General features: G+C 68.5%; 22 protein-coding genes. 4 read left to right on the forward strand and 18 right to left on the reverse strand.

Going from position 1 to position 24,871, the window contains the following annotated elements; translation table 11 throughout:
• Positions 1–19: 19 nt before the first annotated feature.
• From ACWCO2_RS31690 to ACWCO2_RS31710, 5 genes are all read right to left on the reverse strand, one after another.
• Positions 20–745 carry a helix-turn-helix domain-containing protein gene (locus ACWCO2_RS31690; RefSeq protein ID WP_450131462.1) on the reverse strand — a complete coding sequence of 242 codons (726 nt, stop codon included), beginning with the start codon at positions 743–745 and terminating at the stop codon, positions 20–22.
• A 114-nt stretch (positions 746–859) separates the two neighbouring features.
• Positions 860–1,786 (reverse strand): NADase-type glycan-binding domain-containing protein, encoded by a 927-nt coding sequence (locus ACWCO2_RS31695; RefSeq protein WP_450131463.1) that lies wholly within the window; start codon positions 1,784–1,786, stop codon positions 860–862.
• 4 nt (positions 1,787–1,790) lie between these two features.
• A complete protein-coding gene (locus ACWCO2_RS31700; protein WP_450131464.1) occupies positions 1,791–2,366 on the reverse strand; it encodes a phage tail protein in 576 nt (191 codons plus the stop codon).
• A complete protein-coding gene (locus tag ACWCO2_RS31705; RefSeq protein WP_450131465.1) occupies positions 2,363–4,330 on the reverse strand; it encodes a putative baseplate assembly protein in 1,968 nt (655 codons plus the stop codon). The genes ACWCO2_RS31700 and ACWCO2_RS31705 overlap by 4 nt, the downstream gene beginning before the upstream one ends.
• A 286-nt stretch (positions 4,331–4,616) precedes the next feature.
• The gene (locus tag ACWCO2_RS31710) at positions 4,617–5,042 is read right to left on the reverse strand and encodes a GPW/gp25 family protein (RefSeq protein WP_450131466.1); all 426 of its coding nucleotides are present in this window, start codon (positions 5,040–5,042) and stop codon (positions 4,617–4,619) included.
• A 14-nt stretch (positions 5,043–5,056) separates the two neighbouring features.
• Between ACWCO2_RS31710 and ACWCO2_RS31715 the strand changes: the two genes are divergently transcribed.
• Positions 5,057–6,442, forward strand: a complete 1,386-nt coding sequence (locus tag ACWCO2_RS31715; protein ID WP_450131467.1) for an RNA-guided endonuclease InsQ/TnpB family protein — start codon at positions 5,057–5,059, stop codon at positions 6,440–6,442.
• A gap of 12 nt (positions 6,443–6,454) precedes the next feature.
• On the opposite strand, the gene ACWCO2_RS31720 is transcribed toward ACWCO2_RS31715, so the two are convergent.
• The 5 genes from ACWCO2_RS31720 to ACWCO2_RS31740 are packed head-to-tail and all read right to left on the reverse strand — an operon-like array spanning position 6,455 to position 10,042.
• Positions 6,455–6,766: a PAAR domain-containing protein gene (locus ACWCO2_RS31720; protein ID WP_450131468.1), complete on the reverse strand. Its 312-nt coding sequence runs from the start codon at positions 6,764–6,766 to the stop codon at positions 6,455–6,457.
• A 14-nt stretch (positions 6,767–6,780) separates the two neighbouring features.
• On the reverse strand, positions 6,781–8,580 hold the full coding sequence (locus tag ACWCO2_RS31725; RefSeq protein ID WP_450131469.1) for a VgrG-related protein: 1,800 nt from the start codon (positions 8,578–8,580) through the stop codon (positions 6,781–6,783).
• On the reverse strand, positions 8,580–9,293 hold the full coding sequence (locus ACWCO2_RS31730; protein ID WP_450131470.1) for a CIS tube protein: 714 nt from the start codon (positions 9,291–9,293) through the stop codon (positions 8,580–8,582). The genes ACWCO2_RS31725 and ACWCO2_RS31730 overlap by 1 nt, the downstream gene beginning before the upstream one ends.
• A gap of 13 nt (positions 9,294–9,306) precedes the next feature.
• Complete coding sequence (locus tag ACWCO2_RS31735) at positions 9,307–9,732, reverse strand: phage tail protein (RefSeq protein WP_450131471.1); 426 nt, start codon at positions 9,730–9,732, stop codon at positions 9,307–9,309.
• A 25-nt stretch (positions 9,733–9,757) separates the two neighbouring features.
• Positions 9,758–10,042, reverse strand: a complete 285-nt coding sequence (locus ACWCO2_RS31740) for a hypothetical protein (RefSeq protein WP_450131472.1) — start codon at positions 10,040–10,042, stop codon at positions 9,758–9,760.
• Between the two features lie 2,085 nt (positions 10,043–12,127).
• Here ACWCO2_RS31740 and ACWCO2_RS31745 point away from each other — a divergent pair.
• Positions 12,128–12,589, forward strand: coding sequence for a hypothetical protein (locus ACWCO2_RS31745; RefSeq protein WP_450131473.1), 462 nt, complete (start codon positions 12,128–12,130; stop codon positions 12,587–12,589).
• On the opposite strand, the gene ACWCO2_RS31750 is transcribed toward ACWCO2_RS31745, so the two are convergent.
• Genes ACWCO2_RS31750 through ACWCO2_RS31765 form a run of 4 tightly spaced genes read right to left on the reverse strand, consistent with a single transcriptional unit; the run spans position 12,561 to position 15,159 of the window.
• On the reverse strand, positions 12,561–12,719 hold the full coding sequence (locus ACWCO2_RS31750; RefSeq protein ID WP_186459385.1) for a DUF6760 family protein: 159 nt from the start codon (positions 12,717–12,719) through the stop codon (positions 12,561–12,563). The genes ACWCO2_RS31745 and ACWCO2_RS31750 overlap by 29 nt on opposite strands.
• Positions 12,716–13,177, reverse strand: a complete 462-nt coding sequence (locus ACWCO2_RS31755) for a hypothetical protein (RefSeq protein ID WP_450131474.1) — start codon at positions 13,175–13,177, stop codon at positions 12,716–12,718. The genes ACWCO2_RS31750 and ACWCO2_RS31755 overlap by 4 nt, the downstream gene beginning before the upstream one ends.
• Entirely contained in the window at positions 13,174–13,614 is a 441-nt protein-coding gene (locus ACWCO2_RS31760) for a phage tail protein (RefSeq protein WP_450131475.1), read from the reverse strand. Before ACWCO2_RS31760 ends, ACWCO2_RS31755 begins: the two co-directional genes overlap by 4 nt.
• A gap of 30 nt (positions 13,615–13,644) precedes the next feature.
• Positions 13,645–15,159, reverse strand: coding sequence for a phage tail sheath family protein (locus tag ACWCO2_RS31765; RefSeq protein ID WP_450131476.1), 1,515 nt, complete (start codon positions 15,157–15,159; stop codon positions 13,645–13,647).
• 350 nt (positions 15,160–15,509) lie between these two features.
• On the opposite strand from ACWCO2_RS31765, the gene ACWCO2_RS31770 reads away from it, so the two are divergent.
• Entirely contained in the window at positions 15,510–16,451 is a 942-nt protein-coding gene (locus tag ACWCO2_RS31770) for a hypothetical protein (RefSeq protein WP_450131477.1), read from the forward strand.
• A gap of 10 nt (positions 16,452–16,461) precedes the next feature.
• Here ACWCO2_RS31770 and ACWCO2_RS31775 read toward each other — a convergent pair whose 3' ends face one another.
• From ACWCO2_RS31775 to ACWCO2_RS31790, 4 genes are all read right to left on the reverse strand, one after another.
• Positions 16,462–18,435 carry an eCIS core domain-containing protein gene (locus tag ACWCO2_RS31775; RefSeq protein WP_450131478.1) on the reverse strand — a complete coding sequence of 658 codons (1,974 nt, stop codon included), beginning with the start codon at positions 18,433–18,435 and terminating at the stop codon, positions 16,462–16,464.
• Positions 18,436–18,567: 132 nt separating this feature from the next.
• On the reverse strand, positions 18,568–20,631 hold the full coding sequence (locus ACWCO2_RS31780; RefSeq protein WP_450131479.1) for an ATP-binding protein: 2,064 nt from the start codon (positions 20,629–20,631) through the stop codon (positions 18,568–18,570).
• A complete protein-coding gene (locus ACWCO2_RS31785; protein WP_450131480.1) occupies positions 20,628–21,305 on the reverse strand; it encodes a DUF4255 domain-containing protein in 678 nt (225 codons plus the stop codon). The genes ACWCO2_RS31780 and ACWCO2_RS31785 overlap by 4 nt, the downstream gene beginning before the upstream one ends.
• Before the next feature lie 4 nt (positions 21,306–21,309).
• Positions 21,310–24,357, reverse strand: coding sequence for a hypothetical protein (locus tag ACWCO2_RS31790; protein ID WP_450131481.1), 3,048 nt, complete (start codon positions 24,355–24,357; stop codon positions 21,310–21,312).
• A 295-nt stretch (positions 24,358–24,652) separates the two neighbouring features.
• Between ACWCO2_RS31790 and ACWCO2_RS31795 the strand changes: the two genes are divergently transcribed.
• Positions 24,653–24,862 (forward strand): transposase family protein, encoded by a 210-nt coding sequence (locus tag ACWCO2_RS31795; protein ID WP_450131482.1) that lies wholly within the window; start codon positions 24,653–24,655, stop codon positions 24,860–24,862.
• The last annotated feature ends 9 nt before the right edge of the window (positions 24,863–24,871 follow it).

Consider the following 24,871-nt stretch of genomic DNA (forward strand, 5'->3'; position numbering starts at 1 on the left):
ACGGTGGCGCCCAAGGTGATCAGTGCGATGCGCCCGTGCCGCCGATCATCGAGAGGCGGCGGGGAGAGCCGACGAGGCAGTTGCGGGCAGCCGAGGCGCCCAGGCCCCACAGGGTGTCGCAGACGAGGCCGATGGCGGCCTGGATCAGGCCCAGGAACATCATCTGGAGCGGCAGCTGACCAGCGCTTTGGTCCACGAACTGGGGCAGGACGGCAGCGCAGAAGACGAGGCCCTTCGGGTTGGTGATGCCGACGAGGAGGCCGTCCATGACGGTGCGCAGGTCGCTGCGCTTCTCTCCCACCGAGGCAGTCATGTCCGATCGGAGGTCGTTGCGGTGCCGGAACGCCTGGACGCGCTGCGGGCCTGTACGACTCGGCGAGACCCGAGACCCGATCTTCGGTGTGGGCATCCCGGCGCGCTGCCTGATCGGCAGACGGGCCTTGATGTCCTTCAACGCCTTCGCGCGAGACTTGGCGAAGTCGCGGATGATCTGCTGCTGCGTAACCGACGCACCTTCACGCAGCCACGAGTTGTGCGCGCGGGCGTCGGTCAGCATCTTGTCCAGCACCGCCGGACCACACGTCTCCCCGTCCCGGTAGGCCTTGCGGGACCGCGCGACGCATTCGTTCCACACCCACCGGCACCGACCCCACTCGGCGGCGAGGGCCTTCGCGGCGGTTTTGGACACGCGCAAGCGATACGTGTACCGGGCGTTGCCGGTGCTCGTCACCTGCGCTGTCGCCATGCTGATCATTGAAGCTTCGGTTTATGGACACGAACGAGGGATTCCGCACCGGTCAGGTCTCCACATCGCTCACCGGCCTGGGACTTCCGCCCCAGACCTGACACTCACCGGGCGCTAGACGCGTTTGAAGAACTCGACCAGGGACATCGCGATGTGCTTGCCCTCGGTGAGGCCGGTTGCCTCTCGGATCACGATGCGGACGTGCGTCACGTCGCTGGCTCCGATGTTGATCTGCGGCTGTTTCGGCTGGTCGGCGAGGTTGGCGTGCACCGTTCGAGTCCGGCCGGCGGCGTCGGTGATGATGATGTCCAGCTGCGTTGGCCTGGCCTGCTTGGGGAACGCGTCCGGCTTCGTCGACGGGCCGATGTGCACGAGCATGCCCACCAGCCGGTAGGGCTGGTCGAAGGTGAAGTCGGCCCACGCGCCGGGGGCCGGTGCGCCCCAGTACACGTCGGTTCGCACATCGGCGAGGTTCGAGGCAGGGTGGCCGGGTACCGCCGCGCTGGCCGTGACGTTCGCCGGGCGGATGGGGGTCGTGTCGGAGGTCTTGTCGAGCACGTCCTGGACGGCGGCCTTGCTGAGCGGGTAGAGCAGCACGGCACCGACCACCAGTGCTATCAGCAGGCCGAGGACTATCAGCCGTCGCCACAGCTTGTGCCGGTCGGAGTTCCGGAAACGCCGGGGGCTCCGCTGCGGGGTGCTCGGTTCGGCAACTGCCGTGAGCGGCCGTGCGCAACGTCGGCAGAACCGTCGATCAGGCGGGTTGGGGGTGGCGCACGAAGGACATGGCGGGCCGTCCGGAGCGTTCTCCTCGACCGGTGCGGTCGATTCGGGGCGCGGGGCGATCGGCTTGGCCGGTTGCACGGCCTCGGGTTGTTCCGGTTCCGATATCGGGATGCGCTGCGTCGGCGCTTCTGGTGACGACGGAGCGGATTCGGTGTCTGCTCCGGATTCCGACTCCCAACCCAGGTAGGCGCCGCAGGTGCCGCAGAAGTCATCGTCGGGAGAGACCTGCGAGCCGCACGTCCTGCAGGAGAGCATCGCGTTATCCCCTTTCCTGCTGTGGTGGACCGGGCAGTGCCTCGACGGTGCAGGTGAGGTGCACCGGCCGCGCCGAGTCGACCAGCGCGGTGACCTGTTGTCGATCCACCGCTGAACGGCCCGGCCAGACCTGGACCACGACCCGGGTGGTGGCGGTGCCGGGAAGGGCGGTGCCGGGAAGGGCGGTGCCGGGCCGGGTGGACCAGGCCGTGCCGGGGCTGTCGAGCACGCGGGCGTGCACTCCCGCGCACAGCCACAGCAGGTCGACGAGTCCGCGTGCGGTGCCCCTCCGCCGGTGCAGCTCCATCGCGCGCAGGAGCACCGCCCGGCGCAGTTCCAGCGGCCACGCCGGGTCGAGCTCCACCGCGATCCACTGCGCCAGCCAGGACGCGAAATCCTCCGGCGCCACCCGCGGGTCGAAGTAGTGCGCGAGGTTGTCCAGAGTGGACAGCACCGGGGCGAGGACGGTGTCCAGCCCCGCGGTGAACCGCTGGGCGAGGTCGTCCCCGGCGTACATCGCCGGGAGCTGATCGCCCAGCGGGTAGCGGCTGGGCAGCCCTGGGACGGCGTGCCGGCTCATTGCGGTGCCGCGCTTTCGGCCGGGCCGGTGGGCCGGACCATGACCTGGTGCTGGTGGGAGAAGACCAGCGCGTTCTCGGCAAGTTCGACGCGGTCCACCGGCGATCCGCGCTGACCGGTGATCGGATCGGCCGGGAACAACCGGACCTCGTCGATCAGTTCGGCGCCGTCGACCTGCTGCAGCACGGCGAAGACCTCGCCGAGCTGCACCGGCCGCCCGAACGGCCAGCCGGTGCCATCGGCACCGCCGCGCAGCGGGTTGAGGTAGCGGTGGAGCGCGGCCAGGGCGTCCCGCTGCACCCGGTTCAGGTCCGGCTGTGCGGAGCGCATCCGCGTCACGACGGTGATGCCTTGGTAGAAGGGAGGTTCCACGATCAGGCGGGTGCCCAGCAGCCGGCGTTCGTCCAGTCGCGCGGCGATCGTGGCGAGCAGCTGTTCGTTGGGGATGAGCTGCTCGAACCTGAGCTGATCGCCCGCGTCGGCGACCGCGTTCGGCACGACCAGGACGCGGGCCGCTCCGGGCTCCTGTCCCGCGGGGATGCAGCGGATCCGGGCGGCGGCCGGTGCCGCCTGCCGCGCGATCTGCTCGTAGTCGCCAGCCGTCACCGCGCGCTCCTGCACCCGGAGTTGTTGCGGAGCGCGCACTTTCGCCTCCGACACCGTTTCCCCGTCGACTCCGCCGGAAGCCGCCTCGCGGTTTTCGACGCTGGACACGTAGGGCACGGAACTGCGCAGCACCGAGATCGCACCGCGGGCGACGTTGCCCGCACGTCCGCCACCGGTGCGGTACTCGGGAACCCTGATCTGGGCGCCTTTCGGTGGCACCGCACCGTACCGGCGCAGGGTTCCGTCCGGTGCGCGCACCGCGGGCGGGAAGCAGAACTCGCCGTTGGTCGCGTCGAGCGTGACGTGCCGATCGGCGGGACCGGACTCGCCGAAGTGCTCCACGATCTGCCAGTCCTGCCAGCCATCGCCGACGGAGACCTGCACCACGAGCGGTTCGCCGTCGGTGAGGACGGGCGCCCGGTCGAGCAGGAAGCGCTGTCCCGGAACGCCGGCGGACACTCCCAGCGGCACGTCGGTGACGGTCTCAGCGTGCTCGACGGCGGTGATGCCGCCGACCGTGAACGCCTCGGCCACCCGCACGGTCGGCGATTCGGAGTAGAAGGGCTGGCCCTCGGCGGGGGCGACGACCCGGCAGCGCAACCAACCAGCCTGCACCCCGGCCACCGCCGAGGGGCTGTGCCCGGTAGGCACGTGCAGCAGCACTTCGCCGGGGCGGTTGAGCCCGCCCGTGGCGTCGTCGAACACCGGGCACTCGGTCCAGCGCATCCCGTCCCAGGATTCCCACACGAGTGGCGGTTGCCGCGGGTCGACGCCGATGCCTTCGACCTGGCTGTCCAACCGCAGCGCGACCACGCACCGCGGGACGGCGTTGGTGAGCCCGAACAGCATGGCATCGCCGACGGCCGGTTCCGGTTGGAAGCACGGCACGTCCTTGCCCGCGTCCAGGTCCTTGGTCCGGTTCGCCTGCTCGCCTGCGGCCGAGATCGTCACCAGCGTCTTCAACTCGCAGGGCACGATGGGCAGGTCCTCGGTGGTGGCGAAGACGACGGCGTCCCCGGTCTCCGACCGCGCGGTGGCGACCTCGGTTCCGCTCGGCAGCAGCACCGTTTCCGGTTGCGCAGCCGACAGCCAGAAGGTCACGTCCGCCCGAGCCGCCGCGGGTGGGAACAGCCGGACTCCCAGCAGTTCCAGGAAGGCCAGGTAGTTCTTCTCCGGCACCCGGTTGAGCCGGTAGATGAGCTGGTCCACCATGTGCGCGAAGGTTTCGATGAGGGTCACGCCGGGATCGGACACGTTGTGGTCGGTCCATTCCGGGGCGCGCTGCTGCACGTAGCGCTTGGCCTCGTCGACGAGCTGCTGGAACCGGCGATCGTCCAGGTTCGGCGTGGGCAGTGCCATCAGTATTCGGCGAGGGACCCGTCGTTTTGGCTGCGGGGTGGATCACCGCTGTGCTTCACGAGTTTCGGGTCCTGCTCGCCGTCCTCCTCTCGTGTTCATATGTCCTGTGTAGGCTTCGGCCGTGTCGGTAGTCGGGAAGGTTTGCCTGTTTTCCGGTGGTGTGTGCGACGTTGGGCTGCATGTGGTGTGTGGGGCTCGAAGCGCCGCCGTCCAGGGCCGGGCTGGTCCTCTCCGACACTGCGTGGCCAGTACCGGGGGAAACCCGCCGCTTTAGTGGTAGGTGGAGTCACCAGTGCGCGTCTCCTGGTCCGGGTTCATCGCTGTGCGGGATCGTGTAGAAGGGGAAGACGAGGTTCCGGCGGTCGTTGGTGGCGCGCAGGGTGTAGTGCACGTCGATGTAGAGCACGCCGTCGTCGACGGTGTCGAAGGCGATCACCACGTCGGCCACCTCGATCCGGGGCTCCCAGCGCCGCAACGCCGCCCGGACTTCGTAGGCGATGCGACCGGCAGTGGCGCCGTCGCTCGGCGCGAACACGTAGTCGTGGATGCCGCAGCCGAACTCCGGGCGCATCGGGCGCTCGCCCGGTGCGGTGCCCAGCACGAGGCGGATCGCCTCCTCGATCTCCTGCTCCCGCTCGACCATGCCGATCCCGCCGGTCGCGTCGACGCGCAGCGGGAACCCCCAGCCGCGGCCGATGAACCGCTCGCTCACCGGTGCTCCGTAACGTGGATGCCCCGTCCTTTAGGGCGGGGAGGAAACGCGTCAACCTCGGTGGCGACGCACCCAGCGGTAACCTGCACAACCCTCTCCTTACTTGTGGCGCATGTTTGTGTAAACTTTTGTACATGAGGACGGCGTACAAGGTTCGGGCTTACCCGGACCCCGAGCAAGCGACCCAGTTGGGCCGTACGTTCGGATGTGTACGCCTGGTCTGGAACAAGACACTGTCCGAACGGCACCGCGCCTACCACGCGCACGGCGTCAAGACCTCGTACAAGGAAACCGACGCGGCCCTGACCGGATGGAAGAAAACCGAGGACCTGGCGTTTCTGTCCGAGGTGTCGAGCGTGCCGTTGCAGCAAACGCTCCGGCACCAGCACACCGCCTACCAGAACTTTTTTGCTGGTCGAGCGCGCTACCCGAGGTTCAAGTCCCGTAACAGTCGCCAGTCCGCGCACTACACCCGGTCCGCGTTCCGCTTGCGTGGCGGGAAACTGACGCTGGCCAAGCACGCCGCTCCGTTGGACTTCGTATGGTCCTGGGACGACATCGACATCGATTCGCTGAACCCTACGATGGCGATCGTGTCCCGTGAACCGGATGGGCGTTGGTACGTCACGTTCGCGGTGGACACCGACGACCCGGAACCGGCCGAACCGACCGGCAACGCCGTGGGCGTGGACCTCGGGGTGTCCGACTTCGCTGTCCTGTCGAACGGGGAGAAAATCGCCAACCCCCGCCACTTCGACCGCAAAGCCCGCAACCTCGCCCGCTACCAACGCCACATGGCACGCAAGCAGCGTGGATCGTGCAACCGGCGCAAAGCCAAAGCGAAGGTCGCCCGCGCGCACCGCAAGATCCGCAACGCCCGCCAAGACTTCCTGCACCGCACCTCCACGCGGCTGGTGCGGGACAACGATATGATCGCGATCGAAGACCTCAACGTCGCTGGCATGACAGCCTCCGCGCGGGGCACCGTGGACAAGCCAGGCCGTAACGTGCGAGCCAAGGCCGGACTCAACCGCGCGGTAGCGGACGCCGCACTCGGTGAGTTCCGGCGCCAGCTCGAATACAAGGCCCAGCGGGCGGGCAAAACCGTTGTGGTGATCGACCGGTGGTATCCGTCCTCGAAGACCTGCTCTGAGTGCGGACACCTGCTGTCGAACCTCAAGCTTTCCGTCCGAGCATGGTCGTGCCCGGACTGCGGCACCCGGCACGACCGGGATATCAACGCCGCGAAGAACATCCTTGCGGCTGGTCGAGCCGTAGCCGGGGAGAACCCCGGCGATGCCTGTGGAGCTGGTGTAAGCCTGCAAGGGTCCTCCCTTCAGCAGTCGGCAACGAAGCAGGAACTATCCGGCGTGAGCCGGACGGGAATTCCCCGCCTTTAGGCGGGGGAGCAGTCAAATCGGACCCCCGATCAGCACGTTCAGTGCGCCCATCACGATGGTGGCGCCGCAGCTCGTCTTGTCGTTGACGCGGGCGGCGGGCAGGCCGCCGATGAGCACCACGCCGGAGGTCGGAGGGCCGGGCAGCAGCACGTTCCCCGCGCTGAGCGCCGCGTGGTAGGGGTTCGGGCACAGGTGCTGACTTCCCGTCACCGCAGCGGGTTTGCCGCCGATGAGCACAGTGGACACTTTGACGGCGTTGGCCCGCGGTGGGCCGATGGTGCCGGCGTGGGAGGTGGGGTCGCCGAGTCGGGCAGCAGGTGGCATCGCGAAGCTCCTCGTCAGTTGATGCGGACCAGGCGGCCCTGCAGCGACGCCGTCGCACCGCCGTCGATTCCCACGCTGGTCCGCCCCTTGATCGACACCGACGTCGTGGCGTCGATCGACACCGACTTGCCGGACAGGGTGATGTCGCCGGTGCCCGCGTCCAGCTTGATTCCCCGGTCGGTGAGCGACACCGAGCTCAACACTCTGCGCCCGCCTCGGGCGCGCACCGTGATGTCGATGGTCCGCTTCTTCTCGTCGATCCGGATGTCCAGCCGCTTGTCCCCGCTGGCGAGGTGGACGCCCGGTGACCGGGTGGTGGCGTCGATCAGCTCCAGCCGGTGCCCCTTGCGGGAGACCAGCGAGCGGCGGTTGACCTTGCCGCTGGTTCCGTCGACCAGCGGAACGTCGTGCTGCGACGGCATGTCCTTGCCGTTGTAGAGGCCGCCGAGCACGTAGGGGTGGTCGAGGCTGCCCTGCTCGAAGCCGACCAGCACCTCGTCGTTCACGTCGGGGCTGAACACCCCGCCGCCGCCCTGCCCGCCGAGCTGCACGGTGCGGACCCAGTCGGTCACGTAGTCGTCGGAGAGCCAGGGGAACTTGAGCTTGACCCAGCCGCGTTCGGACTTCCCGGGCTCCTTGATGTCGGTGACGATCCCGGTGGCCAGTCCCGGGATGCGCGGGCCCCGGTCCGGCGCGTTGGCACCAGTGGCCAGCCCGGTCAGCGACCGGTCGGGGGAGGAGCTGACCAGCACCGTGGTGCGGTAGCCGTGCCCGGGTTCCAGGACGTGGTGCACTGCCGTCGCGGTGAACTTCCCGGAGAAGTCCGGGCCGACGTTGCCCAGCGCGATCGGCACGCCCGCGCGCAGTTCGGGGTTGCCCTCGGCGACCGCCTCGATCTCCCCGAGGCCCGCCCGCATCGACGCCGCCAGCGAGCGCGCCGTCTCCTTCGCCTCCGCCTGCGTGCCGTAGGGCATGTCGGTGACCAGCAGCCGGGCATTCTTGCCGAACTTCTTGGTCGCCTTCGACGCGGTGAGACCCGGTTGTACGACGTCGCTGGTGGTGGGGGATTCCTCGGCCACCAAGGGCTTCTTGGTGTCCACGTTCCAGCCGCGCACCTCGACGGTGTCGACCTGGTCGGCGGCGGTCAGCGCGGCTCGCAGCGCCATCAGGTTTCGGCCGTACTCCAGCACGAACGGGCTCTTGGTGGCCGGGGTCGTGGGCGCGGGCGCGCCGGATGCCGGTTCGAGGTCGGCGAAGTCGAGGCGGCCCTTCGCGTCGACGCGCACCGCGACGCCGTGCTCCTGGGCCAGGTTCTGCAGGAAGTCCCAGTCCGACACGTTGGCCTGGGACAGCTGCTTGTAGGTGATCGGTTTGGCCTTGATCCGCCCGGGGCGCAGACCGGCCCCGGTGGCGATCTTCCGCACGATCGCGGACGCGGTCATGTTGCGGAACGCCACGACCTTCCGGCCCCGCATCAGCCGGTGGGCCTTGCTCATCGCCCGGACCACGGTGAACGAGCCGGTCCCGTCGGAATCCAGCTCCAGCGCCGTCACCTCGCCGGCGAAGATCTCCTTCGGCGCCGTGCTGCCGGTGGTCACGACCTTCACCGTCAGCTCGGAGCCGATGCTGACCCCGGTCGCGGTCAGCAGCTCGTGGTTCGGGTCGCGGAAGACCAGCGTGGCCGCGTCCGGCAGCCCGACGTTCTCGTCCACGACGCAGCTGGTCAGCTGTTGCTGCCAGGCCTGTGGAAGCGGGCGCGGGATGGCCACGATGGGATCGGCGGCAACCGACCGCCCCGAAGTGTTGTTGCCCATCAGGCACCGTCCTGTCCGTCGTCGAGGGCGGGGACCAGCAGTTCAGTGCCGGCCGCCAGGATCATGGGGTCGTCGATGTCGTTGGCCTCGGCGATGACGCGCCAGCCGGTGGCGTCGCCGTACTCCTGCCAGGCGATCTGGGGCAGGCTGTCCCGGGCGACCACCCGGTGCGTGCGGCGGGCGTTGTCGGAGCCCGACGTGGGGTTCTGGCCGGGGGTGTCGGCGCTGGCCTCCTCGATGCCCAGCGAACACGTCGCACGCAGGGGCTTGCCGTCGACGTCGAACAGCGAGTAGTCCACCGAGAAGCTGGACAGCACGCCGTTGAACGAGGTCGTCTTGGAGGTGCCCCACTCGAAGCGGATCCACGGGCTGGCGGGCTTCTTGGCGGCCAGGCTCTTCGGCGTGGGCACGCAGGCCAGCATCAGATCCTCGACCTTCTTCTCCACCGAACCGTCGTGCTTGTCGGTGGCGTCGAGGAACACCTCCAGGGACAGCGAACGCGGGCCGCTGCCGACGAATTCGGGTGTCCCGGATTCGCTGGCCATCCGGGTGGGGTTGCGCCGCCACTCGGTGCTCTTGGTCAGGCTGAGCCGGTTCGGGTTGAACTGGAACCGGACCTCCTTGATCTTCGCGCCGGGCTGGGCACCGACCCGCGCGGGCGGTTCCATGATCAGCAGTCGGGCGCGGGCCAGGTTCCGGCCTGGTGCGGCCATCGGATCCTCCTCCTCATCCCGGTCGCAGGCCCTCGTGGGCGATTTCCAGCGTCTCCACCGCGGCTTGCGCGGACGACGGGTCGAAGGACGGCCCCTGCCAGCTGATCGGGATGATGCCGAGGACCTGCCACCGGGCGATGGGGGTGCGGTCCGGCTTCAGCGCGACGATCTCACCGTTCTTGCGCTCGGTGCGCTGGATGATCTCCGACAGCCACCGCGAGATCTTGGTCGTGTCGCGGGTGACCGGCCGGGTCAGCGTGATGTTCGACCAGGTGATCCGGGTGGGCAGCTGCCAGGTGAAGCCGTTGTTGCCGCCTTCGGTGAACTGCTCCACCTCCACCTGGGCGCCGAGCCCGGAGCAGGTGTGGAACTGGCCCAGGTCGTTGCCCCCGATGACCAGCCGGAAGAACACGCTGGACGCGAAGATCTCCTGCGGCATCGACATCACTCCTTCGGCGAACGTGCTAGCGGCGGCGGTCGTGCAGGCGCCCGATCCGTTCCCGGCCCTGGCGGAGCTCGGCGCGCAGCAACCGGCTCACCGGTTCGACCAGCCGACGGGCGAGTTCTTCGGTATCGGGCTGACCGGCGGCTTTCGTCTCGCCCTGGTTGCTCTCCTGCTGCTGCGCCTCGGTCGGCTTCGAGTCGCGCTGGACGATCGTGACCGGAACTCCGGCGGGGACGCCGGGGATCGGGTTCGACGCCTTGGGCGGGGTCGTTCTGGTCGCCGGGGTTGTCGTCGTGCGTTGCACGGCGGGAGCCGGGGGTTTGCGGGTTGGAAGGGCTTCGGGTGCGTAGTTGGCCTCCGGACCTGCAGCGCTATGCCGTGCTGCTGCCGGGACGAGGTCGCTTGCGGCCGTCGGCGGCGCTGGGCCAGCGGGCGGAAGTGGTTGTGCTGGGGGAGTTGTTGCTGGGACGGCCGTGCTGCGCTGCACCGTCGGAGGGGTCGCCTCCGACGGGGCGGACCGCTTCCAGTGCATCTGCGCCACCGGAGGTGAGGCGCGTCGTTCGGGGCCGTGGGCCGGAGCAGATCCGATACCTTGGCCGGTTCTGACGGTCAGCGGGCGCTCTGCCACCAGCGGGCGGATGCGTTGGACGTGCGTGGCTCCTACCGGCCAGGTGGGGAGGCTCAACGGGAGTGCTGCAGCCCTGGTCGGCGGCGAGGCGGGGAAGTGGCGCGGTGACGGGGAATCCGCGGTCCGCACCTGTCGCTGGACGGCGGTCGGGCCAGCAGCAGGCGAGGTCGCAGCGTTTGACGTCGGGAGCACTGCCGGTGCCGCATCCATTCCCCACGCGGCGTGGTTTTCCGCTGGTGCGGAAGGAGATCTCGGATCGTGGTGCCCGGGAGAGTTCGGGAGCACCGACGCAGGCTCGGATGCGGAACCAGATGCTGTGCTGGTCCCAACGGGGAGCGGATCAGCCGACGAGTGTTCCTGGACGGAGGGTGCACTTCCGTCGGAATCCGACGTTTCCGAGATCGCGATCCGTTGCACTGCGGCGGAATCCTGGATCAGCAGTGCGACTGGGGGAGGTGTCGGGGCCGGTCCTGGCCCAGTGGCCCGCGTCTGCCCCGCCGCGCTCGGGGTGGCTTCTTCCCAAGCTGAACGAGAAGCGGAACTGCCGGTCGATCCTGGCCGAGTCGTGCCGGACGATCCCGGGTTCTGCGGCGATTCCGGATTGCCGGTGCGCGGGTCGTTGACCTGCTTCAACACTGGGATTTCCGTTTCCGGAGGTGCGCTCGCGGCGCCGGGAACGTTCGTCGGATGCACGGGTTTTCCGGAGCCAGCACGGGAAGTTCGCTGCACCACGTGCTCAGCTTCAGGTGCCGTGGCAGACGTGCTTTGCGGCGCGCTGGGGGAAGTCTCCGCTGATCCGGTCGTTCTTAAGCCGAGGAGTCGCTGAACCGTCGGTGTTTCCGCTGTTTCGGCCGAGGTGACGCCGGGTGGGTCGAGGCGCTGCGGCGGTGCGGGTTCCACGGCGTTCGGGCGGACTAGCCGCTGCACTGTTTCGGCGTCTGGGTTCTCGGAGGACGATCGGGTGCCCTTGGAAGTCCAGTTAGGACGGACTGGATGCGGTGAGCCCTCGTGGGCCGCAGCGGGAGATTCCGCATCCGCAGCGGGGTTTGCAGTGGCTGGGGGAGCAGCACTTGGACTGCGCTGTACGAAGGGAACGTCCCCCAACAGCGGTGCGGAGTCGGCGGCGGGTGCAGAGCTGGGAGCCTGCCCTGTCTCGGTTCTCGAAGCCGGTGCTGCGGACTCCGGGATCTGGGCGATCGGTGTTCCGATCCCCAACCGGGGCCGCGTTTCGCGCGAGGATTCGCCACCCGCGGGGTACGGATTGGCCGATCGCTGGACCATCGGGGGATGGACGCCGCTGACGTGCTGGCTTCGCGATGGTGTGCCGCTGGCCTGCTCGTTTCGCTGGAGTGCGCGGCTGGCCTGCACATCCCTCTGGGGCTCGCGGCTGACCAAGGGTGGGGCGGTCTCGGCTTCGGCGTCGTGATTCGTCCCGCTGCCGGGTAGAACGATGGCGCTGCGAGGAAGGCTGCGCAACGTTTCACCAGGTGCCGGTGGGGCGGAAATCCGACGCTGCACCACCTTGCTTGTGCCCGCGCCCCGCGATGTGGCATCGGGGGCAGCCGAGCTTGCGGTCTCCGGGGGTGGCGAAACCGCCGCAGGTTCGGCCGGGCGTCCGGACGAGGTCTGCGGGCGGATCACGCGCACGGTTCGCGGTGCGAGCGGTTTGGCCAGGCGAGCCACGGTCAACGGCGGCGACAACCGTCGCGGCTGCACCAGCGGAACACCAGAACTTCGCACAGCTGCAGGGGGATCGGCGGCATGGACCGAGGAGACGCCTGCACCACCAGTCGAGGCGGAAGCCGCGCGCTGAGCAGGTCGCACCGCAACCTTGGGCTCGTCGCCGCCCGCCGCGATCCGCACCGGCAGCTCCTCGCCCGTCGAGCACTGCACGGGAACACCGACGGTCGGGCGGAGCAACCCGTGCACGAGGCCGGACGGCGCACTGGGGTCGAGGAGGTGCCCCAGACCGGTCATCACGCCGTGATCGCGGAAGGAGGCGACCGAGTCGCGGAACCCAGCAGCCCCGGTCACATCGCAGGCGTCGCGCTGGAGCACGCCGACGTTCCCGGTGGCACGCCGCCAGCCGCCGTCCCAGCCGGGCACGGCCGGGACGGCGGCATCGGCCGAGCGAGCAGGGCCGTCGTCGCGGCGTGCGGGGCGCCGGCGGAAGAGATCCAGCAGGCCCACCGGCTCATCCCCCTTCGTTCATCCGGGTGTTGATGTGCGCGATCTCGCGCACCCAGCGCCGGCGTTCGTGGTGGTCGAGATCGAGGATCTCGGCCCGCGTCCAGTGGAAGTGGTAGGCGACGTACGCGACCTCCGCGTGCAGCCGCTCCGGCGCGTACGTCACGATTCCCCCAGGCGACCACCTGCCAGGTCGACCTCGAAGGCGGTGTCGCAGGACGGGCAGGTGACCCCGGCGCGGGTGTGCCCCTCGCTGTTGATCCGCCGGTAGAAGTCCTGGAGGAAGGCGACGTCGGTGGCGTACATGTTCTCCACCACGCCCGCGTGCACGTCGGTGATGTCGCCGAGCCTGGTGATCACCTGGCCGAGCAGCACCACGCTGAGGTAGGCCGGGTTCTCTTTGACCCGCACGTCGATCTGCGGGCGCAGTTCGTCCTTCGCGGTGGCCAACCGCATCCGGCCGCGCCGGTGCACCGTGCCGTCGCCGTGCACGTAGCCCCGGGGCAGTTCGAAGTCGAACTCGTCGTGCTGCGCCGCCGGCTGGGGCGGTTCCGATGCTTCGGGCGCCCTGTTCTTGCCCGCGACGTCATCGAGCTCGCCCAGCGAGGTGATGCGACGCCTCATTCGACTTCGATCCGCTCGAAGACGATGGTGACCTGCTCGGTGGCGGGGTTGGACTCCCCGGCGCTGAAACCCGGGCCCTCCCACTTGCTGACCCAGGCGTCGTAGAGCTGCATGCGCCGGACGGACTCGCCCTTGGAGTCCTGGATCTCGATGGTCAGGTTCTCCCGCGCGTCCTCGACGTCGCCGTCCAGCAGCGTCTTCTTGATCCACTTGGTGAATTCGGTGCTCTTGTCCAGGCCGCGGGTGATGGTCACCTCACCGCCCTTCTGACCGCCGGGCTGCTTCTTGGTGAACAGCTCGCCGGTCGGGGTGACCTGCTGGGTCTCGACCACGTCCTGCTCGACGGTGAGACCACTGACCTCCTTCACCGATTCCACCGTGATGCCACCGAGTTGCACGCCGAACCGGTGGGTGGAGAGAGTGTCGCCCTGTGCCATTGCTGCTCGTCGCCTTCCGTGCGGTGAGGATTACTCGCTGACCAGGCTGGTGCTGTCCGAGAACTGCGAGAGCCGGAAGACAACGAACTCGGCGGGTTTGACCGGTGCAACCCCGATCTCGCACACCACCTGACCGAGGTCGATCGATTCCTGCGGGTTGTTCTCCCGGTCGCACTTGACGAAGAACGCCTCCTCGGCGGTGCGGCCGAACAGCGCGCCGTCGCGCCAAGACTGGTGCAGGAAGGCGCTGATGTTGCGCCGGATGCTCGACCACAGCCGGTCGTCGTTCGGCTCGAAGACCACCCACTGGGTGCCGATCAGGATCGACTCCTCCAGGTAGTTGAACAGGCGGCGGACGTTGAGGTAGCGCCACGCCGGGTCCGACGACAGCGTTCGCGCGCCCCAGATCCGGATCCCGCGCCCGGCGAACGCGCGGACGCAGTTCACACCGATGGGGTTGAGCAGGTCCTGCTCGCCCTTGCTCAGGTTGGTCTCCAGGTCCACCGCGCCTCGGATGACCTCGTTGGCCGGAGCCTTGTGCACGCCGCGTTCGGTGTCGCTGCGCGCCCACACGCCGGCGACGTGCCCGCTCGGCGGCACCAAGGTGTTGCGCCCGCTGGCGGGGTCGAAGACCTTGATCCACGGGTAGTACAGCGTCGCGTACTTCGAGTCGTAGCCCGCCTGTTCCATCCGCCAGGTCCGCACCTGCTGGGCGTTGAGCCCCGGCGGCGGGTCGAGCAGCGCGACCCGGTCGCCCAGCTGCTCGCAGTGCGAGATCGCCGCCAGCTGCACGGTTTTCACGCCTTCGGCGTCGATCAGACCGCGCTGGTGGGCGCTCATCAGGTCGGGCACCGAGATCATGGTGATCTCGTCGATGGTCTCCAGCCCGCCGAATCCGGTTCGAGCGGCGAGGTCCCCGACGTACTCCTGAGCGTCCACTGTGGCCGGTGCGGGTGCGCTCGGCGGGGCGGCCAACGCGACCGACTGGTTCTCCGGCCTGGCCAGCGCCGTGCTGCTGCGCTCGGTGATCTCGATGAGCTTGGACCGCTCGCGGACCTGGGTGACGACGTAGTTCTTGACGTTCTTCTTGGTCGAGACGTCGAAGGTCTCCGCGACCTTGCCGCCCTGCTTGACCAGCAACCGGAACCGGTCTTCCGGCGGGTTCTCGCCCTCTGCGTCGGCGACCTCCACGGAGATGTCGGACCCGGCGCCGGGCAGCGCCGAGATCCGCAGTCCGCCGAGCTCTGCCGGCTGCGGCGTTGCGGCGGTCGAGGACTCCGCGGACGGGCCGCCGATTCGGACGATGTAGGCGGTGCCGCCGCCGTTGGCGAAGTAGCCGTAGACGGCGTGCGCGAGGTACCCGTCGTCGAACCCGCCGAAGGTCTGCACGTACTGGTTCCAGTTCGTCACCAGCGTCGGCTGGTGGAACGGCCCCTGAGCCGCGAAGCCGACGAAGGCGGCAACAGCGGTCCCGACCCCTTCGATGGGTCTGGCCCCGTTCTGGACCTCCTCGACGTAAACGCCAGGGGACAGGTACGACGGCATGTGCGCTCCTTCGACTGAGGCGTGGCGTACGTCAGAGCCTTGCGTCCGGCGACGCGCACGACCATGTCCACCCGACCCCCGATGAGGGCAACAGGATTGCCTCCCCGGGCAACCACGCGCTGCCTTCGGGGACATGCCGGTCGGTGGCTGAGTGCCGGAACCCGTTGACTTGCCCTGAGTCCTGCCCTTTCCTGCCTTCCCGCTGTCCGGCTGGTCGCGGTACCAGTGTTGATCAGGTATGTCGTGAGGAGGCCCGATGCGCGAGCGACACGGCAACGATGAAGCGGAATCGGCGAAGCGGACCTAGCAAACCCGATCAGCGGAGTCCGGCGTCGCCGGACCGAAATCGGGTGGACTTCCTGCTTCCGCAGCAGGTCACTACGGAGGAGGACGTTGCCCTGATCGAAGAGTATCGGCAGGGAACGAAGGATCCGGCTGTCCGGAAGCTGCTCGACGAGTTGATTCCGCTGCTGGAACGCGCGCGGTTCGTCCGAGTTGGAACCGGTACATCCGGCGGGAGCACCGAGAAAATCGGTGCAAAGAACCCCGGGTCGCAAGAATACAAGGTGAAGTACGTCAGAGGCGTTGAGGGTAATGACCGGATTGCGCTATTGGTGCACGAGCTGACGCATATCGCGGCCGACGTCGCTTATGGCTCGGACATGTTGAACTATCCGGTTCCCGAGTATGCCGGGGAGGGGCTGGAAGGAGGTTCGGCCGAAGAAAAGCGCCAGAGGAAAAGGCTTGGCCTGGAAGATGAAAAGGATAAAGATAAATTTCAGCGTCATGTACTGTCCAATGTCAATGAGCTCCTTGAGTTATTGCCTGGTTCCGGACTTCCCGATGGTAAACAGGAGGAGGTCCGGGATAAACTCATTATGAAATCCGCGGCGAATCCCTTTCATGAATATGACGCTATCCTGTCGCATTGCTTGGTGTGGTGCGATGGGTATCCAGAAACCGAGGGTTCGGAGTTCCGGAAAAGGCTTGTCGAGATGGTCCGGGACACTCAGCGGTGGAGACAGGATGGCTTGCGGTCGCGCCAGGGGGATCGGCAATGGCGAGATCGCTGGAAGGAAAGTGTGCCGACGCAAAATGAGACATTTGACAAACTGATGGACGCTGTCATGAAGAAGGCGAGTGAAACTCGTTCGTCGAAACGGGCGGCGACCTCGCCCGCTGCGGTACTGGCCCCGCGGATCGGGGCCGAACTTGGAAGTGGGCTCCGCGGGTGGTTTTGGTGGTTCCTCGGCAAGCTTCGCCGCCTCTTCCCGTGGTCCGGTCGACGTTGACCGGACCCGGCTAATCCTCGGCCCTCCGATACTCGGTCTTCCTCGTCCGCGCCTTGTCCAGCAAGTTCTTCGGTTTGTTGAGTTTGGTGATCAGATCGAATACGCCGAGCAGGACTGGCCCCCAGTCCGCTTCGGGCAGATCCTTGCGCATCCGGCGGAGTTCGACGACAGGCGCGGGGCGTTTGTCCCTGGAGGTGTCGGTGCCTTCCCTGAAGGCGCCCATTGACTCGAAGTGCTCGGCCTTTTCCGCATTGTTGGGGAAAGCTGTTGGATAGCCGTGTTTGGTCAGAACGTCCGTGCCCTGGGTAATGCGGCGAAGCCATACATCGCGCGTGACTTCGGTGAAAGGAACTCGTTGACTGTTTTCGCCTGCCACGCTTCGTAATATCGGCTCGCTGGCCGCGTAAGGGTTGGTCGGGTCCGCGCATCGCAGCGCCAGGTCGACGAACGGTTGCCCGTTCTGGGCGGCTAGTTGCTCCTTCTCTGAATCCTTGAGAAGTTTGAACATGGCGGCGAAGTCCGTGCGCGCCATCATGGGCGCGACCCCCTTGAAGTACGACTGGTTGGGCCGGGTAGCGCCGCTTATGAGATAGGCGGCGATCAGCATGAGCAGTCCCCGCAGCTTGTCGCTCGCTGGTTGATCCTTCGGCTGCGAGTTCAGTACCTGATCGACATGCTGCTTCGCCGTGCGAATCATGCGCCCAGCAGTTATGTCCTGTTGCGACAGGTCCGCGACCGGGCTGGAATGATCCGGTATGTCGATTTGCGCTGCGGCGAACAGATCCGGAAGGTTCTTGAGCGGGATTCCCGCCGACACCTGCGGGTTGCCGTCATTGGCGTGTCCGTCGACCACGTACTCGGCTGCGGCGTCGTCACTCGGCGGGCTCGGCACCCGTGCGGTCCCGCGCGCTGCTGCGGCGAGGCTGTTCGCCGTGTGCAGGCTGCCGTCCAGTTGAGCCGCTACCCTTCTGATGCGGGAAATGGCCTCGGCGAGTCTTCTGCGCCCCTTCTTGCCCTCCGGGAAGTGCGCCGTGACGAACTCCAGGTTGGAACCGCCGCTGAACGCATCGTCGGCTTCCACCGTGAAAAGCCCGGGCACGTCGACCAAGGGCTCCATCTTCGCCAGCCGCCGAGCCTTGACCGGCGGATCTTGGGTCAGGTCGTGCCACTCGCTCTCGGCGCCGTTGATCTCGGTGTTCAACGTGACCGCGTGCCTCAGTTCATTTGTCCCCAGAGTCTCGGCGACTTGCTCGAACGGGGGCGCCAGGGCGAAGGTTTTGGTGCCGGTAACCTCGATCTCGAAGCCGACGTCGCGTTGGACGGCCGTGCTCTCCGGGTTCCCCGCGGTCGGCCTTCGGCCGGTGTTCTGCGCCGTGTTGTCGCTGCGCCGTTGCACGGGTTCTGCCATCGCGCGGTCGGCGTTGGCCTCGGCGGCACGTTCGAAGGCATCCGATGGATCGGAGACCTTCAGCCCGTCGGCGGTGCTGGTGCCCGCCACCGGGCCGGACCGCTGTTGCACCACGTGCGTCAGTTCGTGTGCCAGCATGTGCTTGCCGGCCGTCGATGACGTGTCATACCGGCCGCGCTGGAACACGATGTGCGAACCCGAGGTGAAGGCGTGGGCCTGCACGGATTCGGCTGCGGTGTGCGCAGCGCCGTCGGTGTGCACCCGCACGTCGGAGAAGTCGTTGCCCAGGCGGGATTCCATCTCCGTGCGCACCGGCTGGTCGAGCGGTTGCCCTGCGGAACGCAGCACGTCGTGCACGGCGGAGCGTTGCACCTCGGCGGCCCGCTGTCGCTCAGCGAGCATGCGGTTCACGGCTGCGTTGCCGACCGTGCGCTGCAGCGCACGGATCGTGGTCGGAGACAACGGCGCACCGGCCAGTGCAGCCGCTGTTGTCGCGTTGTCGCCAGAGTGGCCGTTCGCGGCGCGGGATCGTTGGTGCGGCCGATCCGGCTGGCAGCTGTGGTTGTGGTGCCGCACATCGTCTCCTCGCCGTCGCGAAGTCTTGGCCTGCGGTCTGATGAGCCGTTCCATGGTGCCCTTCCCGCCGCGCGGCGATAAGGAGCGCACGGGCAACTTCCCGGGAATCGTTCGTGCCCGGGGGTGCTGGCCTCATCCGGCCTCGTTCGTCCGGTCCCCGAACTCCGATTCCAGGACCAGCCTGCCGAGCTTGGTGTATTCCTGACGCACCGCCGTGATCAGTTCCGCCATGCCCACCGGCTGGCCCGCTTCGGCGGCGAGGTAGGCGGCGGTGATGGCGCAGGCTCTGATGGAACCGCCTGCCAGTTCGAAGCGTTCTGCGCAGAAGTCGAGGTCCAGGTCTTCGGATCGGGGGAGGGCGTTGCCGAGGCAGCGGTCCCAGAGGGCACGGCGTTGAGTGGGGTCCGGCAGTGGGAAGTCGGCTATGACGTCCAGGCGGCGGGTGAAGGCTTCGTCGAGATTGGCTCGGAGGTTGGTGGTGAGGATTGCGATGCCGTTGAAGGTTTCCATGCGTTGCAGGAGGTAGGCCGACTCGACGTTGGCGTAGCGGTCGTGGGCGTCCTGGACCGCCGAGCGCTTGCCGAAGATCGCATCCGCCTCGTCGAAGAGCAGGACTCCGTTGACCCCGGCGGCTTCGGTGAAGATCCGCTCCAGGTTCTTCTCCGTCTCGCCCACGTACTTGTCGACCACAGTGGACAGATCCACGACGTAGAGGTCCATGCCCAATTCGGCCGCGACGACCTCTGCCGACATGGTCTTGCCGGTCCCCGATTCGCCCGCGAACAGCGCGAGCACACCACGTCCGCGTCCACCGCCGGGGCGCATCCGCCAGTCGCCGAGCACGCGGTCCCGGTGGCGGGCGCGCATCGCCAGCTCGGTCAGGTGCCGGCGCGTCGGCTCGGGCAGCACCAGGTCGTCCCAGCTCACCGCCGGGGTGATGCGCCGCGCGAGTCGCTCCAGGCCCGCGCCGTTCTGGGATCGAGCGCCTGCCCGCAGATCCTCCGAGTTCACCGGGCGGGCGTCGAGCGCGGCGAGTTGGGCGGCCACCGAAGCGGCCCGGTCGACCTCGTCGGCGTCCAACTGGTAGCCCGCCAGGGCATCAGTGAGCGCGCTTTCGGGCAAGGCGGTGTCACCTGATGCCGCCGCCAGGGCCCGCCGCCATTCCTGCACCCGTTCGTCGCCGCTCGGGGATTCGACCCGGATGGACACCGGGACCTGCCGGGACCAAGTGGGGTCCCAGCCCCGGGATCCGTGCAGCAGCACCGGAACTCTCGCCGTCGAGGCGATGACGTCCCGCAGCAGCCGGACGCGTTCGGGTTCGAGCTTCTCCAACGGGCCCAGCATGATTCCGGCGCGGTGCAACCTCGCTTCCCGGACCAGAGCGGGCAGCGCCGCAGGGGGATCCGGTTCACCGGCGAGCTCCACCGCGTCCAGGACGAGCGCGGGCCTGCCGCTCACCGAGAGGGCATCCATCGCGACTCGCGAGGCGCCCTCCGCTCCATGGAGGTGGACGAGCCGGATTCCGGTGTCGAGCGCCGCGCCGATCCGCTTGGCCAGCGCGCCAGGTGATCCCGGATCGGCATGTACGAGGCGGGCCAGATTCGCCGTGCTGGGGTTGAAGTCGTCGTTGCCGAGCAGATGCGCCACCACGCGGTCGGGAACCCGCAGCGTGCGCGACAGCGACGGACGTTCGGGTTCCTGCACTTCCAGCAGGCCCCCGGCGACCAGCGGAGCGCCCGCGGCGAACCGGAACCGCCCGTCGCCCGCCGTTGGCATTTCGCACAGTTCGAGTGCTAGCCCGGTCGTCGGACGCCGACGGGTCACATCGTCGTTGAGGTAGCTGTAGAGCGGCTCGAAGCGGACGTCGATGTCCGGGGCCATCGCCACCAGCAGCAACTCGACGTCCAACTCGGTGAGGCCGAAGTCCTCGGCCAGCCGGAGCAACCTCGGTCCGGGATCGGGCGCGGCCGCCGCGAGCGCGTCGAGTTCTGGTGCGAGGTCGTCGCGGCCGGCTCCCGCCCAGCACTTCGCGGGAGCGGCGAGGATGCGTTCGACGTGCTCAGGGGTGAGGTAGAGACCGCGGTGCGGGTCGTCCGGCTGCGGATCGGTGGCTTGCCGCGCCGCAACGACTGACCGGACGCGTTGCTCGACCAGGCTCAGCCGCGCCCACAGGTAGTGCAGGTCCGGCGCGGTCACGGGAGCGGACCTCGCCGTCGTCGTTTCGGCGCCGGGCGCGGTCGGGCCGGGGCGAACCCATCGCCTTCCGCCGTGGTCGACTCGTCGTAGCGCAGCCGCCGCGCCGCATCCGCCTCCGACCGCAGCACCACGCCTTCGGTGACCGGCGGGCCCGCCGGGGTCCGCAACCCGGCCAGCGGGGCGGTTACCTGGAGGTTGATCGACGGCTTGAGCTGGCCCCCGAGCGCGGACCACACGTCGGCGGCCGAGCGCCCCTCCGCCAGCTGACCGGCGGCCTCGAACGCCACCGTCAGCCCGAGCTCGGCCAGCGTTCCGGTCAGCCACCGCTCCGCCAGCGCGTCGTGCCGCACCACGCAGCGCAGCACCTCCGACAGCAGCCGATGCTCGTCCTGCGGCCGGTTCGTCCACGCCGTCACCAGGTAGGAGAGCTGGAACCAGTGCGGTGGGCCCTGCCAGCCGGTCACCGCGCCGGTTTCGTCGTGCTCCTCGAACCCGCCGCTCTGCAGCAGGGTCGGATCTTCCCTGATGTCGTAGAGGAAAACGCTGATGGTGGGCGAGTTCCGCTTCGCCGCCCAGTCCGTGGTGGGCGCCTCGAAGCCGAGCTCGACGCCCGCGCCGGGCAGGTCGTGCTCGGCCAGCAGCAGCCGCAGCGCCTCGTCGATTTCGTGGATCACCGGCTCACCTCCGTCCCACCATGCCGGGCGGTGCGATGGTGGGCTCGACGACCAGGAAGCTGGTGGTGACAGGACTGAAACCCGGGCCGGACGCGGTGATGGTGCGGCGGCCGGTCTGGTCCTTGGTCAGGATCAGCAGCTGCGCGGCGAAGCGCCCGTCCGGTCCGGGCAAAGTCGGTGCCGCGGCGGCGGTGATGCCGGGCGACCACTTCAGCTGCACCGGGACGCCCGGCGGGAAGTCGACGCCGCGCACCGAGGTGACGAAACCGGGCTCGCCGACCTCCGGTACCGAGACGATCCGCGGCTGCAGCACGCGGTAGGGCGCGGTGGCGCGGTTGTCGGCGGGATCGGTGTCCGTCCCGCTGGTCCGCACGGTTCCGGCGATCTCCGCCTGCAGCGCCGCGTTCGGGGCAAGCACCACCTGCCTGGCGATCACGCCGCCCGGCGGCAGATCCGGCAGCGCGCACCGCGTGTTCGTGCAGCCCTGCGGCACGCTCGCCACCGGAACACCTGGTGGCAGCGCCATGTCCAGCTCCAACCCGGTGGCCGGGGCGCTGCCGCTGTTGCGCACGGTGAAGGTCACCCCGGTCCGACCGCCCACATAGGACGGATCGGGGCCGGTGGTCAACGCCACGCCAGGGTTGGCCTGCAGCGGAGGCGGTTCCGGGGTCACAGGCACGACCGTCTTGGCCGTGTTGTCGGCCGGGCGGGCGTCCCGCATCGATCCGGTGGCAGTCCAGCCCAGCTGATGATCCCCCGCGGACTTGCCGACGAGCTCCGCCGTGACCTGGACGGATTCGCCCGGTTCCAGCACACCGAGGTCACACTTCCCGTCTTTGCAACTGTCCTTGGCCGAGTGCAGCTTCGTCAGCCGCAGACCCGGTGGCACGTCGAGGGTCACGCCCGTGCTCGGCGAGGTGGCCGGGCCGTTGTTCCGCACCGTGCCCGTGACCTGGACGGATTTGTCCACCTGGACCTGGTTCGCCGACGGTGGCGCGGTCATCGTCAGGTCGACCGTCGCCTGCCAGCTGGGTTCCTTCTGCCGTCCGGGCAGCCGGTCGGTGAGCGAGGTCAGCTCGCCTGTCGCCGGGTCCAGGATCGACAGGTGCTCCGGATCGTTGTTGTTGCTGCTCAGACGCCGGGACAGCACGAGCCGTTTCCCATCCGGTGACCAGGTGGCGTCCCGCGGTTGGTAGGTCCCGGTTCCCTCGGGCCTGTTCGGGAGGTCGACGCAGCTGTTCTGGCCTCGGGGCAGCAGCACCTCGCAGCGGTTGTCGTCGAGGTAGATCCGGTACAGGCCGTCTTGCTCCCGGTTGAACACGATGCTGCGCCCGTCGGGGGAGAACACCGGGCTGTCGTCGACCACCTCGCACTCGCAGATGGTTTCGCTCAGGTCCTGCTGCTGGCCGAGGTCCTTGGCGCGGGCGATCCAGATGTGGTTGCGGCGCTGGTCGTCCGGCACGTCGGCGACCCGGCCCCGGCTGAACGAGAAGCGCTGGCCGTCCGGCGACCACGCCGGCTGGGTGTCGTCCAGCTCCGGGTCCGGGCTCGCCAGCTGATTGGTCACCTGGCCGGTCTTGACGTTCACCACCACGATTCGGCTCCGACCGCGCTGGTCCGCCTGTTCCATCGCGCCCGGAGATCTGCGCGCCACGGCGATCTCCTCGCCGTTCGGCGACCACGCGACGTCAGACTCCCAGTCACCGGGCTTCCGGTCGGCGATGGGCAGCCGCCGCGGGTTGGAGCCGTCGGCGTCCACCAGCCAGATCCGCTGGACGTGCTGCCCGGCGACGTTCTCGAACCGGCTGACCGCGATCTGGCTGCCGTCGGGGGAGTAGGCCTGCCGCTCCGTCCAGGGGTCGTAGCCCATGGTCGGGTTGAACAGCAGGCTGGAGTCCCGAAAGGCGTACTGGTCTTCGGTGAGGACGTCGTGGCCCAGGTCCCGCGGATCGGTCCCGTCCGTCTGGATGTCCTGCAGCCGCGCGATGTTCCGCAGCGACGCAGTCGTGCGGGCGACCACGAGACGCCCGGGTCCGTCGCCGGTGAACCAGGTGGGGGAGTCGATCTGGCGGTCCTCGGACAGCATCCGAGTGGCAGGCGACGACACCGGCGCTGCCGTGGCGTCGACCTGGAAGACCTTGTCCCACACGTTCGGCGCATCGGGCTGGGGGAAGGGAGCAGGGTGGGTGGGGCTGAGGAACAGCAGCCTCCGGCCGTCCGGGAGCCACCGGGGCTGCCGGGTCTGCCAGCCCGGATCGTCGGCGAACAGGGGCTTGCCGGTTCCGGTGCCGTCGAGGATGCGCACGCCGTGCACGGAATTGTCGTCCGGAGCATCGGCAGCGTAGGAGGTGTAGGCGATCCGGTTCTGGTCGACCGGGTTCCAGGCGGGCTGAGCAGCGGCACCGGACGGCTCGTTGGTCAACCGCCGCGCGGCCCCACCGGAAACGGGCTGTTCGTAGATCTGCCACCGGCCGTCGGCGTCGCTGGCGTAGGCGATCCGCGTCCCGTCCGGCGAGAACGTCGGATGAGTTTCGCCGCTCGCAGTGTCGGTGAGCCGGTGCGCCCGGCTGCCGTCCACGCGCACGAGCCAGATGGCGCGCTTCCCCGTCGGCTCCGCGGAGTCGAACGCCACCCACTGCAGGTCGGGCGAGATCTCCGGGTTCGCGGCGTCGCGGCCCCGGGTGAGCCGCCGGACGCTCCCGTCGGTGTTCCGCAGGTACACCTGCGGGGTCTTCTCGTCGCGCAGGCTGGTGAACACCAGCAGCCCGTCGCGCGAGGACACGTCCTGGTCGAAGTGCTGCCGGGGCTCGTCGAACAGCGGCTCGGTCGTCGACTGATCAGGCAGGCTGCCGATGGGGGTGATCCCCAGGCTGCGGTGTCCGGTCCCCGCGTAGGCGATGCGGGTGGGCGGTTGCTCGGCCACCGGATGGGGCGGGCTCTGCGCAGCGGTCGTGGGTAGGCTGATCAGGCCGCACAGCAAGAGGAAAGTGCTGAGCAGGACGATTCCCAAACGGGTCGTGCCGCGCCGGAACCCCGGCACACTGCCGATCACGATTGACCTCCGCCGCAGGCGATCGATATCCCCCGTAGCTTCGCCCGGTTCCTCCCGCGTTCCCAGAAGCCGACAGGCACTGGGGCGGGAAGAACGTCCGGCCCTTTAGGGCAACCGAGGGTTCGGTCAGTGCCCAGGGCGTGTGCAAAGTTGATCTGAGGGCTGCGGCGGTTCTCTGACCAGGCGGGACGCAAGGCGAGGGCGCGGTCTCAGTGGGAGATCATCGGGTTGTCTAAGCCTTGATGTTCTACCCCGGAGCCGCGCCCTCGTGTCCTCATCCTCCCTGATCCCTGCTGTGCTGAATCAACCCACCCTTACCGTCGAGTTTCTGCGGGGCCGGGTGGACGGCCTGTGGCGAGTGTTGGAGGCGGTGACCGATCCCCGTGATGGGCGTGGGGTGCGGTACCGGTTGCCGTCGCTGCTGGCTCTGGCGGTGCTGGCGGTGGCTGCCGGGGCGAAGACGTTCCTTGAGATCGACGAGTACGCCACCGATCTGCCGGTGTAGTTGCTGACC

The sequence above is a fragment of the Saccharopolyspora sp. NPDC002376 genome, from assembly GCF_053593195.1.